Genomic DNA, 17,372 nt, shown 5'->3' with positions numbered 1-17,372 from the left:
TGCACGATCGGCTTGAGCGGCTTGCCGAGACCCACCGCCCCGGGTCCGTCGTACGGCAGCGGGTGGTGCGGGCCGTCGTTGGCCACCGGAGCCTCGCGGGCCAGGACCTGCCGGATGATCGAGACCACCTCACGGGTGCGGGCGAGCGGCTTCGAGAACGGCACGCCGTACCAGCCCTCGACGACCTGCGGACCGCTGACGCCCATGCCGAGGACCACCCGGCCCCCGGTGAGGTGGTCGAGGGTCAGCGCGTGCATGGCGATCGAGGCCGGCGTGCGGCCGGACATCTGCACGATCGAGGTGCCGAGACGGACCCGCGAGGTCTCGCGGCCCCACCAGGCCAGCGGCGTGAACGCGTCGCTCCCCCAGGCCTCGGCGGTGAAGATCGCGTCGAACCCGGCGTCCTCCGCGGCCGCCACCAGGTCGCCGACGCCCTGCGGCGGTTGCGCGGACCAGTACCCCAGCTGCAAGCCCAGTTTCATGGCTCGAATCATGCCCTGTCGTTGCGATCCATTTCTAGAACGTGTTTCACTTTGCTCATGAGTCGCACCCTCTCGGCACCCGTGACGGTGTCCTTCGACTACACCCGGTCGGTCGGGCCGGTCCTCGGCCGTTTCCTCACCGGGCTCCGCGACGGCCGATTCGTCGGCGCCCGGCTCGGCGACGGCCGCGTGGTCGTGCCGCCCCCCGAGTTCGACCCCGTGACCCACCGGGCCACGACCGACTTCGTCGACGTCGCCGAGACCGGCACGGTCACCTCCTGGACGTGGGTCAGCGAGCCCGTCGCCGACCAGCCGTTCGACCGCCCGTTCGCCTTCGCCCTCATCACCCTGGACGGCGCCGACGCCCCGCTGCTGCACGCGGTCGACGTCGCGAGCCCCGACGAGATCAGCACCGGCATGAGGGTCCGGGCCCGCTGGGCGGCCGAGCGCACCGGCGCGATCACCGACCTGGTCTTCGAGCCCGAGAGCCCGGAGGTTCCGAGGCTCGGCGCTGGGGCGCCCCGCACCTCAACCATCGGGACGGACCCCGTCACCGGGATCGTGACGCCGGTCAGCCTCGACTACACCTACGCCGCCTCGCCCGAGGAGTCCGCGTTCTTCCGCGGCCTCGCCGAGGGCCGCATCGTCGCCCAGCGCTGCCCCGCGTGTCGCAAGGTCTACGTGCCGCCGCGCCCGGCCTGCCCGGTCGACGGGGTGCCGACCGTCGAGGAGATCGAGCTCTCCGACGCCGGCACCGTGACGACGTTCTGCATCGTCAACGTGCCGTTCCTGGGCCAGCGGATCACGCCGCCCTACGTGTCGGCCTACATCCTGCTCGACGGCGCGGACATCGCGCTGCAGCACCTGATCCTCGACATCCCCGTCGAGGAGGTCCGGATGGGCCTGCGGGTCAAGGCGGTCTGGAAGCCGCGCGAGGAGTGGGGCACCACGATCGAGAACATCAGCCACTTCGCGCCGACCGGCGAGCCGGACGCGGACTTCGCCACCTACGCCCACCACCTCTGAGGGAGGCAACCATGCGTGACGTCGCCGTCGTCGGGTTCGCCCAGCGACAGATGCAGGACTACGACGGGTCGCCGACCTGTGCCGAGCTGCTCGTCCCGATCTTCGCCGAGTGCTATGAGCAGACCGGCTGGACCAAGAAGGACGTCGGGTTCTGGTGCTCCGGCTCCTCGGACTATCTCGCCGGCCGCTCGTTCTCCTTCGTGAGCGCGATCGACGCCATCGGGGTGCTGCCGCCGGTCAACGAGTCGCACGTCGAGATGGACGGCGCCTGGGCGCTCTACGAGGCCTGGTTGAAGATCCAGACCGGCGAGGTCGACACCGCGCTCGTGTTCGGCTTCGGCAAGGCGTCGGCCGGCGTGCTGCGGCGTACCCTCAGCCTCCAGCTCGACCCCTACACCCTCACCCCGCTGTGGCCCGACACGGTGTCGATCGCCGCGCTCCAGGCCCGGCTCGGCATCGACGCGGGCCTGTGGGACGAGGCCGCGATGGCCGAGGTGGTCAACCGCTCGCTGAGCGACGCCGAGAAGAACGAGTACGCCGTCCGCGCCGGCGGGTCGTCCGTCGAGGACCTCCTGGCGCGGCCGATGTTCGCCGACCCGCTGCGCAAGCACGACGCCGCGCCGGTCACCGACGGTGCCGCCGCGATCGTCCTCGCGGCCGGCGACCGGGCCCGCGAGGTCCGCGAGCGCCCGGCCTGGATCACCGGCCTGGCGCACGTCACCGACGGGCTGCACCTCGGCACCCGCGACCTGACCCGCTCGGAGTCGGCCCGCCGCGCCGGCGCGGCCGCCGGGCTCGACGGCGTGGAGATCGCCGAGCTGCACGCGCCGTTCAGCCACCAGGAGATCGTCCTGCGCCGCGAGCTCGGGCTCGCGGACGACGTACGGATCAACCCGTCGGGCGGCCCGCTGTCGGGGAACCCGATGTTCACCGGCGGGGCGATCCGGATCGGTGAGGCCGCTCGCCGGATCTGGGACGGCACCGCGGGCAAGGCGCTCGGCCACGCCACCAGCGGCCCGGCCCTCCAGCAGAACCTCGTCTGCGTGATGGAAGGAACGATCTGATGGGCAAGACCCCCGCAGCCGTGGTCGGCGTCGGCCAGACCCACCACCGCGCCAAGCGCGAGGACGTCTCGATGGCGGGGCTGTGCCGCGAGGCCATGGACCGAGCGCTCGAGGACGCCGGCATGACCCTGGACGAGATCGACGCGATCGTCGTGGGCAAGGCGCCGGACCTGTTCGAGGGCGTGATGATGCCCGAGCTCTACCTCGCCGAGGCGCTCGGCGCCGTCGGCAAGCCGCTGCTGCGGGTGCACACGGCCGGCTCGGTGGGCGGCTCGACCGCCATCGTCGCGGCCTCGCTCGTCCAGGCCGGGGTGCACCGCAAGGTGCTGACGGTCGCCTTCGAGAAGCAGTCGGAGTCCAACGCGATGTGGGCCCTGTCGGTGCCGGTGCCGTTCGTGATGCCGGTGCACGCCGGCGCGGGCGGCTACTTCGCCCCGCACGTGCGCTCCTACATCCGCCGCTCGGGCGCGCCCACCCACATCGGCGCGATCGTCGCCGCCAAGGACCGCACCAACGCGCTCAAGAACCCCTACGCCCACCTGCACAACGAGGGCACCACGGTCGAGTCGGTGCTGGCCTCGCAGATGCTGTGGGACCCGATCCGGTACGACGAGACCTGTCCCTCCTCGGACGGGGCGTGCGCCCTCGTCATCGCCTCCGAGGACGTCGCGACCGCCTCGCCCAACCCGGCGTGGATCCACGGCACGGTGATGCGCTCCGAGCCGACCACGGCGGCCGAGCGCGACCAGGTCAACCCGCAGGCCGGCCGCGACGCCGCGGCGGCGCTGTGGAAGCAGGCCGGCATCGCCTCGCCGATCGACGAGATCGACGCAGCCGAGATCTACGTGCCGTTCTCGTGGTTCGAGCCGATGTGGCTGGAGAACCTCGGGTTCGCCGCGGAGGGCGAGGGGTGGAGGCTCACCGAGGCCGGCGAGACCGCGATGACGGGCCGGATCCCGGTCAACTGCTCCGGCGGCGTCCTGTCCTCCAACCCGATCGGCGCCTCCGGCATGCTCCGCTTCGGCGAGGCCGCCCTGCAGGTGCGCGGCGCGGCCGGCGAGCACCAGGTCGACGGGGCGCGCAAGGCGCTCGGCCACGCGTACGGCGGCGGGTCCCAGTTCTTCGCGATGTGGGTCGTCGGCGCGGACAAGCCGAGCAACTGAGGGCTCAGGACACGTTTCGCGCAGCGGCGGGTCGGCTACGTTCACGCGGTGAGCAATCCGCCGTACCCGCCTCCGCCGCCCGGTCCTCCGCAGCCGCCACCGGCGCCGCGGCGTAGCTCGAGACGGACGGTGATCGTGATCGTCGCCGTCGTCGGCGTCGTCCTCCTCAGCCTCATGGCGTCGGTGGTGTGGCTCGGCTTCGCGGCGATGCGCTATCTCGGCGACCTGTTCGACACCGTCGACCCGCCCGAGCCCAGCGCCGAGGTCGGCGAGTGGTTCACCACCGACGACGGGGACCTCCGGATCAAGGTCACCTCGTTGGAGTGCCACCCCGACGACTCCGGGTACGCCACCGGGCCCGACGACCTCGAATGCACGTTCGCGTTCGACGTGGAGAATCGCAGCGACCGCGGCGTCACGCTCAACGACATCACCGTGAAGTCGGTCGTCGGCGGCACCTGGAGCAGCGCCGACGTGACCGACCCGGCCTCGGAGTCCAGCTACGGGAGCATCCAGGTCGAGGCCGGCGCGGAGATGCACCTCACCGGCGCCGTCTCCCCCGGCACCCAACGCCTCGACGGGATCGTGTTCGACGCCGACGACGCGTCCAGCCACAGTGCGGTCGTCGTGGATGCCGGGCAGGCATCGACCGGTCAGTAGTCTGAGCCGGTGATCGAGCTGCGCACCCCGACCCAGATCGAGCAGATGCGTCCGGCCGGACGCTTCGTGGCCTCGGTGATCCAAGCCCTCTCCGAGAAGGCCGATGTCGGGGTCAACCTGCTCGAGCTCGACGAGCTCGCCCACCAGATGATCAAGGACGCCGGCGCGGAGTCCTGCTACATCGACTACCACCCGTCCTTCGGCGCCAGCCCCTTCGGCAAGGTGCTGTGCACCTCGGTGAACGACGCGGTGCTGCACGGCCTCCCCCACGACTACACGCTCCAGGACGGCGACCTGCTCTCGGTCGACTTCGCCGCCTCGGTCGACGGCTGGGTCTCCGACTCGGCGCTGTCGGTCGTGGTCGGCAACGCCCGGGAGGAGGACCTCCGGCTGATCGAGGTGACCCAGAAGGCACTCGACGCCGGGATCGCCGCCGCCCGCGCCGGCAACCGGCTCGGCGACATCTCCGCCGCCATCGGCGACGTCGCGCACGCGGCGGACCTCAAGGTCAACCTGCAGTTCGGCGGCCACGGCGTCGGCCGGACCATGCACGGCGAGCCGCACGTCCCCAACGACGGGCGGCCCGGTCGTGGGATCAAGCTCCGCCCGGGCCTGGTCATCGCGATCGAGCCGTGGTTCCTGCACACCACCGACGAGATCGTGTTCGACCCGGACGGCTGGACCATCCGCAGCGCCGACGGCTCGCGCGGCGCCCACGTGGAGCACACGGTCGCCATCACCTCCGGCGATCCGCTGGTCCTCACCGCCCGCGACTGACCCACGACCGACCCGGGTACCTCCTGACCGGACGAGCCGAGCGGGGGTGAGGGCGATGGTCCGGCGCACCCTGGGCGTCGAGGAGGAGCTGCTGCTCGTCGACCCCGAGACCCGCGAGCCGGCGCCGCGTGCCGAGCAGGCCCTGCGGAACGCCGCCCAGCTCGAACCCGAGTCGGCCGCGGCGCTCGACCACGAGCTGTTCGCGCACCAGCTGGAGACGCGGACTCCCCCGGTCACCGACGCCGGCGAGCTGCGCGACCACCTCGTCCGGCTGCGCCGCCTCGCGGCCCGCGCGGCCGAGGCGGCCGGCGCGCTGACGGCCGCCACGGGCGCCGTACCCCTGGCCGGCGGTCCGCCGCGGACCACCCGCGACGACCGCTATCTCGCCATGGTCGACACCTTCGGCGAGATCGCCCGCCCCGGCGGCACCTGCGGCCAGCACGTGCATGTGTACGTCGAGTCCGACGACGAGGGGGTGCGGGCCATCGACGCGATCATGCCGTGGCTGCCCGTCCTGCTCGCGATCAGCGCGAACTCGCCCTTCTACCACCGCCGCGACACCCGCTACGCGTCCTGGCGCTCACAGGCCTGGGCACAGTGGCCGAGCGCCTGCTCCACCGAGCGCTTCGGCTCGGCCGACGCCTATCACGCCCTTGGCCGAGCCCTGATCGCCTCGGGTGCCGCGATGGACGACGGCATGCTGTACTTCGACGCCCGCCTGTCGGCCCACCAGCCGACCGTCGAGGTCCGAATCGGCGATGTCTGCACCGATCCCGACGACGCCACCCTGGTGGCGGTGCTCGCCCGCGCCCTCGTCTGCCAGGAGATCGACGGTGGCGGACTCGCCAGTGGGTGCTGGCGCGCCGAGCTGCTGCGGGCGGCACGGTGGCGGGCCGGCCGCTACGGCCTGACCGACCGTCTCCTCGACCCGGTCTCCGGAGAGCTCACGCCCGCGCGGCAGGTGCTGGACCATCTGGTCGCGGCCGTGCGGGAGCGGCTGGAGGAGTACGGCGACGCGGACCTCGTCCACGACGCGATGCCGCGCGTCCTGGCCCACGGCGGCGCGACCTGGCAGCGGGTCGCCTTCGAGCGCAGCGACGGATCGATCCCCGCCGTTGTCGACGACCTCGTCGTCCGCACGAACGCGGACTGACCCCGGACGGACCGGACTACTGGGTCAGGCCCCAGAAGAACCCGAAGAGGCCGAACGCGACGCCCAGACCCACGATCAGCCACAGCGAGATCCAGGCCAGGGTGTGCATCCCGTGCTGGTAGTGGTTCTCGGAGAACCCGGTGAACTGCTCGGCGTTGACGTCGCTCATCGCAACCTCCTGAATGTCGACCTGCCTTCACTTCGAACGCTACTGCATCGAGACGCCGTGCGGCCCGCTCCCCGACGGGAACGGGCCGCACGAGGCCTCGATCCGAGGTCAGCGGTCCTCGGCCTTCGCGACGACGGCGAAGGACGCGTCGAGGTCGACATTCCACTCGACGCCCTTCCCGTCGCGGACGTCGGCCTCGTAGGCCACGCCGGGGTCGTCGCTCGCGCTCGCCTCGAGCAGCGTGCCGCCGCCGACGGCCTCCACCGCGGCCTTCTCGACCGACGCCCGCTCGTCGGCGCTGAGGACCCGGTCGTCCGCGCCGTCGGCGCCGTCGTCCGTGCCGTCGGCGCCGTCGTCGGTGTCGTCGTCGGTGTCGTCGTCGGAGTCGTCCGAGTCGTCGGATTCCTGGCCGACCACACCCAGGTCGCCGTCGAGCGTGATGTCGACCTCGGTGCCGTCGACGCGGCGTACCTCGACCTCGTAGGCCTCGCCGGCGTCGTCGCTCTTCTCGACCGACACGGCCTCGCCGCCCCCGGCGGCCTTCTCGGCGGCGGCGGCGACCCGGTCGCGCTCGTCGCCGTCGACCTCGTCGCCGGAGGCAGCCCACACGGTGCCACCGACGGCCAGGGCGGCCACGGCGACGACGGCGGGGATGAGGACGCGCTTGCTGCGCAGACGTGCGGTGTTCATGGGGGTCTCCTTGTCGGACGGGGATCGTTCGGTCCGACCTTGACACCCGATTGCTGAACCTTCGCTGAATCCTCCTGAAGGAGGTTTCAGGACGGCAGGCGGACGACGAAGCGCGCGCCCCCGAGCGGCGAGGAGTCCAGCTGCACGGCACCACCGTGGGCCGCCACGACCTCGCGCACGATGGCCAGGCCGAGACCGCTGCCTCCCGCGTCCCGGGTCCGGGCGTCGTCGAGTCGCCGGAAGCGCTCGAAGACGCGCTCCCGCTCGGCCACCGGCACTCCGGGACCGTCGTCCTCGACCGTCAGCACGACCGCGTCGGGTCGCTGCTCGACCCGGACGACCACGCTGCGCTCGGCGTGCCGCAGCGCGTTGTCGAGGAGGTTGCGCACCACCTGGCCCAGGGCCACCGCGTCGCCGCGGACCCGCCCGGGGCCGACGCCGCTCGTGTCGACCCGCGGACCGGGCCGGGCGCCGCGGCGAGCATGGGCCAGGACGAGGTCGTCGACGTCCACGTCGGCCCACGGCACGCGGGAGGCGCCCTCGCCCGCCCGGGCGAGGACGAGCAACTGGTCGACGAGCAGCTGCATCCGCACGGACTCCTCGAGCACGGTCGCGGCCAGCTCGCCGTCGGGCAGCGCCTCGGGGTGGGCCCGGGCGACCTCGGCGGCCTGGCGCAGGCTCGCGACGGGTGAGCGCAGCTCGTGGGAGGCGTCGGAGACGAACTGCTGCTGTCGCTCGCTCGCCTCGTGCAGCCGGCCGAGCATCAGGTTCATCGTGCGCGCCAGGCGTCCGATCTCGTCCTTGCCCGGCGGCACCGGCACCCGGCGCTCGAGGCTGGCGCCGCTGATCCGCTCGACCTCGGCGCGGATCCGCTCCACCGGTCGCAGGGCGCGCCCGACCACCAGCCACGTGGTGGCGCCCACGACGAGCAGCAGGAGCGGAACGCCGAGGAGCAGCGGGGCGCCCAGCGCGGCCGTGGTCTCGTCGACGTCCTCCAGCGACACGGCGACCGCGACGACTCCGCCGTCCCCGGTGTCCTCGGTGACGACGAGATAGGAGTGCTCCCCGCCGCGCAGGCTGACGACCTCGCCGTCGTGGAGCGGGATGCTGCCCCTCAGCGACGCCGAGGCCGCGACGATCCGCCCGTCGGCGTCGGCGACCTGCCACACGATCTCGTCGGGCTCGTCATCGGGCTCGTCGTCAGGCGCTTCGGACTCGCCCCGAACCGGGAGGCCGCCGGCGTCGACCTGGGTCACCAGGTCGACCGCCCGATGCTCGGCGGTCGTCTCGGCGGCGTCACGCAACGAGGAGCGGACCGCCAGCACCAGCAGGCAGGCGGCGAGGACGAGGGCCACGGCCACGACGAGGACCGCGGCGAGCGTCGTACGCAGCCGCATGTCAGCCGCCGTCGCTCGCGAGGCGGTATCCGGCGCCGCGCAGCGTCTCGATCGCCTCGCGTCCGAAGGGCCGGTCCACCTTGTTGCGCAGGTGGCGCACGTAGACCTCGACGATGTTGGGGTCGCCCTCGAAGTCGCCGTCCCAGACCGAGTCCAGGATCTGGCGCTTGGAGACGACGTCGCCCCGGTGGCGGGCGAGGAACGCGAGGACGGCGAACTCGCGGGCCGTGAGCGCGATCTCGACGTCGCCCCGGCGCACCCTGCGCGCGGCCGTGTCCACGACGAGGTCGCCGATCTCGAGGGCGGTCGGCCGCTCCTTCGCACCGCGGCGGGCGACCGCGCGGAGTCGGGCCACGAGCACCGGGAACGAGAACGGCTTGGTCAGGTAGTCGTCGGCGCCGGTGTCGAGGCCCTCGACCTGGTCCCACTCGCCGTCCTTGGCGGTGAGCATCAGGATCGGGGTCCAGTTCCCCTCCTCCCGCAGCGTCCGGCAGACCTGGTAGCCGTTGATGCCGGGCAGCATCAGGTCGAGCACGATCGCGTCGTACGGATTCTCCCGGGCCAGCCACAGCCCGTCGGTCCCGTCGTGGGCGAGGTCGACCGCGAAGCCCTCGGCCCCGAGCCCGACCTGCAGCGTCCGGGCGAGCCGTCGCTCGTCGTCGACGACCAGGACACGCATGCGACCTCCGGGGGTGAACGACTCAGGGTGGCCCCATTCTCACGGAGCCACCCTGAACCTGCGCTGAACGAGCGCCACCGCGGGCGGTCAGGCGTAGGTGACCTGCATCTGCTTGATGGCGTTGAGCCAGCCCGAGCGGAGGCGGCGCGGCTCGCCGGCGAGCTTGATGTCGGGCGCCAGGTCGGCGATCGCGTTGAAGATCAGGTTGATCTGCAGGCGGGCCAGGTTGGCGCCGAGGCAGTAGTGCGCACCGTGGCCGCCGAAGCCGACGTGCGGGTTGTGCTCGCGCAGGATGTCGAAGGAGAACGGGTCCTCGAAGACGGACTCGTCGAAGTTGGCCGAGGCGTAGAACATCGCCACCCGGTCGCCCTTCCTGATCGCCTGGCCGGCCAGCTCGGTGTCCTTCCTGGCGGTGCGCTGGAACACGGTCACCGGGGTCGCCCAGCGCACGATCTCGTCGACCGCCGTCTCCGGACGGTCCTTCTTCCACAGCTCCCACTGGTCGGGGTTCTCCAGGAAGGCGTGCATGCCGTGGGTCGTCGCGTTGCGCGTCGTCTCGTTGCCCGCGACCGTCAGCAGGATGACGAAGAAGCCGAACTCGTCGTTGGTGAGCGCGCCGTGGTCGTCGTCCTGGCCCACGCTGATCAGCTTCGTGACGATGTCGTCCTGCGGGTTCGCCCGGCGCTCGTTGGCGAGCTGGTCGAAGTAGCCGAGGATCTCCATGGACGCGATCGCCGGGTCGGCGCCGATCTCCGGGTCGTCGTACCCCATCATCTGGTTGGACCACTCGAACAGCTTCTTGCGGTCCTCCTGCGGCACTCCGAGGAAGTCCGCGATCGCCTGCAGCGGGAGCTCGGCGGCGATGTCCTCGACGAAGTCGCCGCTGCCCTTGGCGACGGCCTGCTCGACGATCTCGTACGCGCGGTCCTTCAGCGCCTGCTTGAGGGAGGCGATCACCCGCGGCGTGAAGCCGCGCGACACGATCCCGCGCATCTTGGTGTGCTCCGGCGGGTCGTGGTGGATCAGCATCGCGCGCTGGACCTCGACCTGGTCGCGGGTCATGTCCGGGGCGAACCGGATGATGACGCCGTTCTCCATCGCCGACCAGTTCTCGTTGTCCTTGGAGATCTGGCGCACCTCGGCGTGGCGGGTGCACGCCCAGTAGCCGGTGTCGAGGAACCCGGCGCGAGCCTCCGGGACCTGCTCGATCCAGCGGATCGGCTCGCTCTCGCGCAGGGCGCGGAACTCGTCGTGCGGCAGGGCCACTTCGTTGATGTCGGGATCGGTGGGATCCCATCCCGTCGGAATGAGGAGCTCGGTCACGCCCTGAACCTTTCACTGCTGGACAGCCATGGGGGTGGAACACGTTCTAGAGTCACCGTACAAAGCATCGCGCGAATACGAAAGGGTTTCGTGATGCGACTTTCTCCGGCGCGGCGCCGGGCTCGGGCCGCGCTAGAACGTGTTCTAGTTCAGTGCTACGGTGCGGGCATGGGCACTCCCGTCATCGTCGAAGCCGTCCGTACGCCGCTGGGCAAGCGCAAGGGCTGGCTCGCCGGCCTCCATCCGGCTCAGACGCTCGGCTTCGTGCAGTCGGAGGTGCTCCGTCGCGCCGGGGTCGACCCGGCCCTGGTCGAGCAGGTGATCGGCGGCTGCGTCACCCAGGCGGGCGAGCAGTCCAACGACGCCGTACGCCGGGCCTGGCTCTACGCCGGCCTCCCCCAGGCCACCGCAGGCACCGCCCTGGACGCGCAGTGCGGCTCGGGCCAGCAGGCGACCCACCTCGTCAACGACATGGTCGCCGCCGGCACCATCGACGTCGGCATCGCCTGCGGCGTCGAGATGATGTCGCGCATCCCCCTCGGCGCCAACGTCCCCCCGGGCATGGGCGACCCCCGCCCGGCCGACTGGTCGATCGACATGCCCAACCAGTTCGAGGCCGCCGACCGGATCGCGGCCCGCCGCGGCCTGTCTCGCGCCGACCTCGAGGCGCTCGGCCTCGCCTCGCAGGCCAAGGCCCGCACCGCCGTCGACGAGGGCCGCTTCAAGCGCGAGATCGCGGCGATCGAGGCACCGGTCCTCGACGAGTCGGGGGCCCCGACGGGCGAGACCCGGTTGGTCGACAGCGACCAGGGCCTGCGGGAGACGACGGCGGAGGGACTCGCCGGACTGCGCACCGTCCTCGACGGCGGCCTGCACACCGCGGGCACCTCGTCCCAGATCTCCGACGGCGCGGCCGCCGTACTGATCATGGACGAGTCGAAGGCGCGCGCCCTCGGCCTGACCCCCCGCGCCCGGATCGTCTCCCAGTGCCTGGTCGGCTCGGACCCCACCTACCACCTCGACGGCCCGATCGACGCCACTCAGCGCCTCCTCGACCGCACCGGCATGACGATCGGTGACTTCGACCTGTTCGAGGTCAACGAGGCCTTCGCCTCGGTCGTGCTCTCCTGGGCCGGCGTGCACGGCGTCGACATGGACAAGGTCAACGTCAACGGCGGGGCCATCGCCCTCGGCCACCCCGTCGGCGCCACCGGCGTCCGGCTCATCACCACCGCCCTGCACGAGCTCGAGCGGCGTGACCGGTCGACGGCGTTGATCTCGATGTGCGCCGGTGGCGCGATGGCGACGGGGACGATCATCGAGCGGATCTAGCTCGGCGGGAGTTTCACCGGCCGGCCGGCGAGACTCCCTCAGGCCGTGCCGTAGACCGGCTCCGGCGCCGGCGCCTGGCCGAGCAGATCCCGGAGAGCGGGACCGACCTTCTCGGCCTCCCACCGCGTTCCGTTGTCGCGCGAGGGACCGTGCGCCCAGCCGTTCTCGACCGTGATGACCGAGCCGTCGATCTCGATGACGCGGCCGGTGACGTCGGCGGCCTCCTCGGAGGCCAGCCAGGCGACGATCGGCGAGTTGTCCTCCGGCAGGGCCATGGCGGAGGTGTCGAAGGCGCCCTCCGTCATCCGGGTCCGGGCGACCGGTGCGATCGCGTTGACGGTCACGCCGTAGCGGCCCATCTCGGCCGCCGCGACCAGGGTGAGCCCGGCGATGCCCGCCTTGGCGGAGGAGTACGTCGCCTGGCCGATCGAGCCCTGGAGGCCGGCGCCGGACGAGGTGTTGATCACGCGGGCGGCGCGCTGGCGGCCCTCCTTGGACTCGGCGCGCCAGTAGGCGCCGGCGTGGCGCAGCGGGGCGAAGTGGCCCTTGAGGTGGACGCGGATGACGGAGTCCCACTCCTCCTCGCTGGTGTTGACGAGCATCCGGTCTCGGACGAACCCGGCGTTGTTGACCAGGATGTCGAGTCCGCCGAAGGTGTCGATCGCCTGCCGGACCATCGCCTCGGCCGCGGCGAAGTCGGCGACGTCCGCGCCGTTGACGACGGCCTCCCCGCCGATCGCCTCGATCTCGGCGACGACCTGGTGCGCGGGGGACTCGTCGGTGCCCTCGCCCGCCAGCGATACGCCGTAGTCGTTCACGACGACCTTCGCGCCGTGGCGCGCCAGCTCGAGCGCGTGGGCCCGGCCGATGCCTCGTCCGGCACCGGTCACGATCGCGACCCGCCCCTCCAGCAACCTGTTCACTTCGGTCTCCTCTGCGACATCGGATGGTCGACTCCTCGTCCTCGCGGACTCGGGACAGGACGCACAATACCAAGCAAATGCTTGGTAGCATGCCGCCATGACAGTCAGCAGCGAGTTGCGGCCCGACGGGATCCGCGTCGTCACGATGAACGCTCCCCCGGTCAACGCCCTCACCGTCCAGGGTTGGTTCGACGTGGCGGCGGCGCTCGACGAGGCCAGCGCGGACATGGCGACCAAGGTCGTCGTGCTCCGCGCGGAGGGCAAGGGCTTCAACGCGGGCGTCGACATCAAGGAGATGCAGAACACCACGGGGTTCGACGCCCTGCTCGGCGCCAACAAGGGCTGCTTCGCCGCCTTCAAGGCTGTCTACGAGTGCTCGGTGCCGGTGGTGGCTGCGGTCAACGGCTTCTGCGTCGGCGGCGGCGTCGGCCTGGTCGGCAACGCCGACGTCGTGGTCGCCAGCGACGACGCCTACTTCGGCGTCCCCGAGGTCAACCAGGGCGCCCTCGGCGCGGCCACGCACATGGCCCGCCTGGTCCCCCAGCACATGATGCGCACCCTCTACTTCACCGCCCGCACCATCCCCGCGCGGGACCTGGTCCAGTTCGGCTCCGTCCTCGAGGTCGTCGCCCGCGAGGACCTGCTCGACGCCGCGCTGAAGGTCGCCGGCGAGATCGCCGCCAAGGACACGCGGGTGATCCGAGCCGCCAAGGAGGCGCTCAACGGGATCGACCCGATCGACGTCAACAAGTCCTACCGCTGGGAGCAGGGCTTCACGTTCGAGCTCAACCTGATGGGCGTCAGCGACGAGCTGCGCGACGACTTCGCCGGGACCGAGAAGGCCGACGGCAAGGTCAACAGCAGGGCCGGGGGCGCCTGATGAGCAGCAACCGCAAGCCCCGTGACAAGAGGATGTCGATCGACGAGGTCGTCGGCAGCCTCGAGAGCGGCATGACCATCGGCATCGGCGGCTGGGGCCCGCGGCGCAAGCCGATGGCGCTGGTCCGGGCGATCTACAACTCCGATCTCACCGACCTGACCATCGTCAGCTGGGGCGGCGCCGACGTGGGCCTGCTCGCCCGCGCCGGCAAGATCCGCAGGCTCGTCTACGCGTTCGTCTCGCTCGACTCGGTCCCCCTCGAGCCGAACTTCCAGCGTGCTCGGCAGTCCGGCTCGATCCCCGAGGTCGTCGAGCTCGACGAGGGCATGTTCCAGACCGGCCTGCGCGCCGCCGCGCAGCGCCTGCCGTTCCTCCCCATGCGTGCGGGTCTCGGCTCCGACGTCCTGGTCAACAACCCGTGGATCAGCACCGTCACCAGCCCGTACGACGAGGGCCACGGTCACGAGGAGCTCGTCGCCGTCCCCGCGCTCAAGCTGGACGCCGCGCTGGTGCACCTCAACCGCGCCGACCAGCACGGCAACGCGTCCTACCTCGGGCCGGACCCGTACTTCGACGACCTGTTCGCGATGGCCGCCGACAGGACCTACCTCAGCGTCGAGCAGATCGTCGACACCGCCGGCCTCACCGTCGACACCCCGGTCCAGCGCCTGCTGCTGAGCCGGATGATGGTCGACGGCGTCGTCGAGACCCCGAACGGCGCCCACTTCACCACCTGCACGCCCGACTACGAGCGCGACGAGCGGTTCCAGCGGGCGTACGCCGCGGCGTCGTCCGGCTTCGACGAGGACTGGCAGGCCTTCCACGACCGCTTCCTCGCGGGCGACGAGGCGTCGTACCAGGCCGCAGTCCAGACCTTCACCGAGGAGAGCGCCCGATGAGTGACGACGCCTACACGCGCGCGGACGTCTGCGCCGCCGCCATCGCCGACGCCTTCAGCGAGGACGGCGAGATCTTCGCCAGCCCGATGGGCCTGCTGCCGACGCTCGGCGTCCGCCTCGCCAAGCTGACCTCCAACCCCGACCTGGTGATCAGCGACGGCGAGTCGGTCTTCATGGGCGGTGTCCCTCCCCTGGGCGGCAAGGACGTCGTCGAGGGCTGGATCCCGTTCCGCCGCGTCTTCGACGTCGTCGCCTACGGCAAGCGCCACGTGATGATGGGCGCCACCCAGGTCGACCGGCACGGCAACCAGAACATCTCCGCCATCGGCCCCTTCGCCCAGCCCAAGCGCCAGCTCCTCGGCTCGCGCGGCGCGCCGGGCAACACCGTGAACAACCGGACGTCGTACTGGGTCCCGAAGCACTCCACCCGCGTCTTCGTCGAGCAGGTCGACATCGTCTCCGGCGTGGGACCCGTCCGCGCCAAGGCCGCGGGCACGGCGGCCGCGCGGTTCAACGACATCCACCGGATCGTCAGCAATCTCGGCGTCCTCGACCTGGGCGGCGCGGGCGACACGGTGCGTCTGGTGTCCGTGCATCCCGGGGTGACGGTCGAGGAGGTGGTGGCGGCGACCGGCTTCGCCCTCGACGTGCCCGCGGACGTTCCGACGACCCGCACGCCGTCGTACGAGGAGCTGCTCCTCATCCGCGACATGCTCGATCCGAAGGGCCTCCGCTTCAAGGAGGTCCCCCAGGAGGAGGTCGCCCGATGATCGACCAGCAGATCCGCACCCCGTTCACCGACCTCGTCGGCGTGCCGCATCCCGTCGTGCAGACCGGCATGGGCTGGGTGTCCGGTCCGCGCCTGGTCTCGGGCACCGCCAACGCCGGCGGTCTGGGCATCCTGGCCTCGGCGACGATGACCTTCGCCGAGCTCGAGGCCGCGATCATCGAGGTCAAGGGACGCACCGACCGGCCGTTCGGCGTCAACCTCCGCGCCGACGCCGGGGACGCGGCCGACCGCTGCCGGCTCCTCATCGACCACGGCGTGAAGGTCGCGTCCTTCGCCCTGGCCCCCAAGCCGGAGCTGATCGCCCAGCTCAAGGAGCACGACGTCGTCGTGATGCCGTCCATCGGGGCGGCCAAGCACGCGAAGAAGGTGGCGGCCTGGGGCGCCGACGCCGTCATGGTGCAGGGCGGTGAGGGCGGCGGTCACACGGGCGCCATCCCGACCACCCTCCTGCTGCCGACGGTCCTCGACGCCGTCGACATCCCTGTCATCGCGGCGGGCGGCTTCTTCGACGGACGCGGTCTCGCGGCCGCCCTGTCGTACGGCGCCGCCGGCGTCGGGATGGGCACCCGCTTCCTGCTCACCCGCGACTCGGCGGTGCCGGACGCCGTGAAGGAGCTCTACCTCGCGCGGGGCCTGACCGACACCGTCGTCACGACGAAGGTCGACGGCATGCCCCACCGGATGCTGCGCACCGACCTCGTCGACTCGCTCGAGGAGACCTCCGCCGTGCGGCGGCTGGGCCCGACCGCCCGGCGCACGCTGGAGTTCAAGCGGTCCTCCGGGATGTCGTGGGCGGAGCTCCTCAAGGACGGTCGCGCCATGAGGAAGGCGCAGGGCCGCACCCTCGCCCAGATGGCGCTCGCCGCCAACACCCCGACGATGCTGCGCGCGGGTCTGGTCGAGGGCGACACCTCGGCCGGGGTCCTCGCCAGTGGTCAGGTGGTCGGCGTGATCGACGACCTGCCGTCGTGCGAGGAGCTCGTGGAGCGGATCGTCGTACAGGCGGCTGCGGAGCTGAAGCGGGCGGCGTCGTACGTCGTGTGACGGCGCGCCCGGTCAGTCCTGCGCCGGCGGGATCGGGCGGGCGCTGCGCCGCTCGTGCAGGCGCTGCTGCGCGGCCGCCAGGAACTCGAGGCACGGGGCGTCGCTCCCCGGGTGCCGCTCGCTGAGGTGGAAGGTCCAGCGGTCCATGGCGGCCATGAACCCGTTGTCCTCGCCCGGGCGGTACGCCGACCACGCGCGATCGCCCTTCGCGCGGCACTCGGTGCAGCTGATCTTGTAGACGAACTGCTCCTGCGCGCCCACCTCGATCCGCACTCGGGCGAGCGGACCCGCTTGCGCTGCCGCCTTGCGCTCGCGGGCCGATCGGCTCGCCACCATGTCAACCCCTGACGTCGTCGGAACGCCGAGCCTAGATGAGCCCCACCCGCGCGAAGTGTCGGACCGCTCCCCTAGGGTCACTCGGGTGAGTCGCCGATGAGCAAGATGGACGCAGTGCGCGCCATGCGCGAGGCCAGGTACGCCGAGAACCAGGCGCGCGCAACCCGCTCGGGCCCCGCTGCCAGGCGGGTCAAGCCGGCGAACGCCGTGCCGGTCGCGCCCGTGCCGGCCGACGGGACCGACGAGGGCGCCGACGAGGGGCTCTGCGGTCACCGCAACATGAGCGGTCGCACCTGCACTCGTGAGCGCGGCCACGCCGCGAAGTCCCACCGCTACTCCTGACGATGCGAGGCCGATCGACACCGCTCGATATCATCGAGCCGTGAACGCGACGCCGCAGCCGGGCCCCGGACAGAGCACCGCGACGCCGCGGCGCCGGCACCTGATGGACCCGAGCGCGCCGCGCAAGGCTCCGGACCCGCAGGACATCGAGCGCCTGCAGCGGGTGCAGCGCCGGGTGGTCTCGGTGCTGGTGATCACGACGATCCTGCACCTGTCCGCAGGCTTCGTGATCGCGGCGGACCA

At 71.8% G+C, this 17,372-nt stretch carries 21 protein-coding genes; 13 read left to right on the top strand and 8 right to left on the bottom strand.

Annotated elements, in window-relative coordinates; all coding sequences use genetic code 11:
- Window positions 1-482: LLM class flavin-dependent oxidoreductase (locus FHP29_RS22695; protein ID WP_240044458.1), on the bottom strand; the 482-nt coding region annotated here is incomplete at its 3' end.
- Window positions 483-539: 57 nt separating this feature from the next.
- On the opposite strand from FHP29_RS22695, the gene FHP29_RS11905 reads away from it, so the two are divergent.
- The 6 genes from FHP29_RS11905 to FHP29_RS11880 all read left to right on the top strand — a co-directional run bounded on the left by FHP29_RS11905 (window position 540) and on the right by FHP29_RS11880 (window position 6,325).
- Complete coding sequence (locus tag FHP29_RS11905; RefSeq protein ID WP_139623071.1) at window positions 540-1,508, top strand: Zn-ribbon domain-containing OB-fold protein; 969 nt, start codon at window positions 540-542, stop codon at window positions 1,506-1,508.
- An 11-nt stretch (window positions 1,509-1,519) separates the two neighbouring features.
- Window positions 1,520-2,572 (top strand): thiolase domain-containing protein, encoded by a 1,053-nt coding sequence (locus FHP29_RS11900; RefSeq protein ID WP_139623070.1) that lies wholly within the window; start codon window positions 1,520-1,522, stop codon window positions 2,570-2,572.
- Complete coding sequence (locus FHP29_RS11895; protein ID WP_139623069.1) at window positions 2,572-3,735, top strand: thiolase domain-containing protein; 1,164 nt, start codon at window positions 2,572-2,574, stop codon at window positions 3,733-3,735. The genes FHP29_RS11900 and FHP29_RS11895 overlap by 1 nt, the downstream gene beginning before the upstream one ends.
- 129 nt (window positions 3,736-3,864) lie before the next feature.
- Complete coding sequence (locus tag FHP29_RS11890; RefSeq protein WP_139623068.1) at window positions 3,865-4,395, top strand: hypothetical protein; 531 nt, start codon at window positions 3,865-3,867, stop codon at window positions 4,393-4,395.
- Between the two features lie 9 nt (window positions 4,396-4,404).
- On the top strand, window positions 4,405-5,172 hold the full coding sequence (gene map / locus FHP29_RS11885; protein ID WP_139623067.1) for a type I methionyl aminopeptidase: 768 nt from the start codon (window positions 4,405-4,407) through the stop codon (window positions 5,170-5,172).
- Window positions 5,173-5,227: 55 nt separating this feature from the next.
- Complete coding sequence (locus FHP29_RS11880) at window positions 5,228-6,325, top strand: carboxylate-amine ligase (protein WP_139623066.1); 1,098 nt, start codon at window positions 5,228-5,230, stop codon at window positions 6,323-6,325.
- Between the two features lie 16 nt (window positions 6,326-6,341).
- On the opposite strand, the gene FHP29_RS21710 is transcribed toward FHP29_RS11880, so the two are convergent.
- The 5 genes from FHP29_RS21710 to FHP29_RS11860 form a co-directional block, all read right to left on the bottom strand.
- Window positions 6,342-6,494 (bottom strand): hypothetical protein, encoded by a 153-nt coding sequence (locus FHP29_RS21710; RefSeq protein ID WP_158296551.1) that lies wholly within the window; start codon window positions 6,492-6,494, stop codon window positions 6,342-6,344.
- Window positions 6,495-6,602: 108 nt separating this feature from the next.
- Complete coding sequence (locus tag FHP29_RS11875) at window positions 6,603-7,184, bottom strand: PepSY domain-containing protein (RefSeq protein WP_139623065.1); 582 nt, start codon at window positions 7,182-7,184, stop codon at window positions 6,603-6,605.
- Between the two features lie 86 nt (window positions 7,185-7,270).
- Complete coding sequence (locus tag FHP29_RS11870; RefSeq protein WP_139623064.1) at window positions 7,271-8,581, bottom strand: sensor histidine kinase; 1,311 nt, start codon at window positions 8,579-8,581, stop codon at window positions 7,271-7,273.
- A 1-nt stretch (window position 8,582) separates the two neighbouring features.
- Window positions 8,583-9,260: a response regulator transcription factor gene (locus FHP29_RS11865; RefSeq protein ID WP_139623063.1), complete on the bottom strand. Its 678-nt coding sequence runs from the start codon at window positions 9,258-9,260 to the stop codon at window positions 8,583-8,585.
- An 87-nt stretch (window positions 9,261-9,347) separates the two neighbouring features.
- Entirely contained in the window at window positions 9,348-10,583 is a 1,236-nt protein-coding gene (locus FHP29_RS11860) for a cytochrome P450 (protein ID WP_139623062.1), read from the bottom strand.
- A 168-nt stretch (window positions 10,584-10,751) separates the two neighbouring features.
- Here FHP29_RS11860 and FHP29_RS11855 point away from each other — a divergent pair, with 168 nt between their 5' ends.
- Complete coding sequence (locus FHP29_RS11855) at window positions 10,752-11,915, top strand: steroid 3-ketoacyl-CoA thiolase (protein WP_139623061.1); 1,164 nt, start codon at window positions 10,752-10,754, stop codon at window positions 11,913-11,915.
- 38 nt (window positions 11,916-11,953) lie between these two features.
- Here the strand turns inward: FHP29_RS11855 and FHP29_RS11850 are convergent, their stop codons facing one another.
- Window positions 11,954-12,838: an SDR family oxidoreductase gene (locus FHP29_RS11850; protein ID WP_139623060.1), complete on the bottom strand. Its 885-nt coding sequence runs from the start codon at window positions 12,836-12,838 to the stop codon at window positions 11,954-11,956.
- Between the two features lie 97 nt (window positions 12,839-12,935).
- Between FHP29_RS11850 and FHP29_RS11845 the strand changes: the two genes are divergently transcribed.
- Genes FHP29_RS11845 through FHP29_RS11830 form a run of 4 tightly spaced genes read left to right on the top strand, consistent with a single transcriptional unit; the run spans window position 12,936 to window position 16,451 of the window.
- On the top strand, window positions 12,936-13,718 hold the full coding sequence (locus tag FHP29_RS11845) for an enoyl-CoA hydratase family protein (RefSeq protein WP_139623059.1): 783 nt from the start codon (window positions 12,936-12,938) through the stop codon (window positions 13,716-13,718).
- Window positions 13,718-14,617 carry a CoA transferase subunit A gene (locus FHP29_RS11840; RefSeq protein ID WP_139623058.1) on the top strand — a complete coding sequence of 300 codons (900 nt, stop codon included), beginning with the start codon at window positions 13,718-13,720 and terminating at the stop codon, window positions 14,615-14,617. The genes FHP29_RS11845 and FHP29_RS11840 overlap by 1 nt, the downstream gene beginning before the upstream one ends.
- Entirely contained in the window at window positions 14,614-15,387 is a 774-nt protein-coding gene (locus tag FHP29_RS11835; RefSeq protein ID WP_139623057.1) for a CoA-transferase subunit beta, read from the top strand. Before FHP29_RS11840 ends, FHP29_RS11835 begins: the two co-directional genes overlap by 4 nt.
- Complete coding sequence (locus FHP29_RS11830; RefSeq protein ID WP_139623056.1) at window positions 15,384-16,451, top strand: NAD(P)H-dependent flavin oxidoreductase; 1,068 nt, start codon at window positions 15,384-15,386, stop codon at window positions 16,449-16,451. The genes FHP29_RS11835 and FHP29_RS11830 overlap by 4 nt, the downstream gene beginning before the upstream one ends.
- 12 nt (window positions 16,452-16,463) lie before the next feature.
- Here the strand turns inward: FHP29_RS11830 and FHP29_RS11825 are convergent, their stop codons facing one another.
- Window positions 16,464-16,787 (bottom strand): hypothetical protein, encoded by a 324-nt coding sequence (locus tag FHP29_RS11825; RefSeq protein WP_139623055.1) that lies wholly within the window; start codon window positions 16,785-16,787, stop codon window positions 16,464-16,466.
- Between the two features lie 96 nt (window positions 16,788-16,883).
- Here FHP29_RS11825 and FHP29_RS11820 point away from each other — a divergent pair, with 96 nt between their 5' ends.
- Both FHP29_RS11820 and FHP29_RS21705 read left to right on the top strand, forming a co-directional pair.
- Window positions 16,884-17,129 (top strand): hypothetical protein, encoded by a 246-nt coding sequence (locus FHP29_RS11820; protein ID WP_139623054.1) that lies wholly within the window; start codon window positions 16,884-16,886, stop codon window positions 17,127-17,129.
- Window positions 17,130-17,169: 40 nt separating this feature from the next.
- Window positions 17,170-17,372: hypothetical protein (locus tag FHP29_RS21705; protein WP_158296550.1), on the top strand; the 203-nt coding region annotated here is incomplete at its 3' end.

This window comes from Nocardioides albidus (assembly GCF_006335005.1).
GTDB lineage: Bacteria > Actinomycetota > Actinomycetes > Propionibacteriales > Nocardioidaceae > Nocardioides > Nocardioides albidus.
Note: the sequence above shows the minus strand (reverse complement) of the source record. Positions and strands in the feature narration are given on the sequence as shown.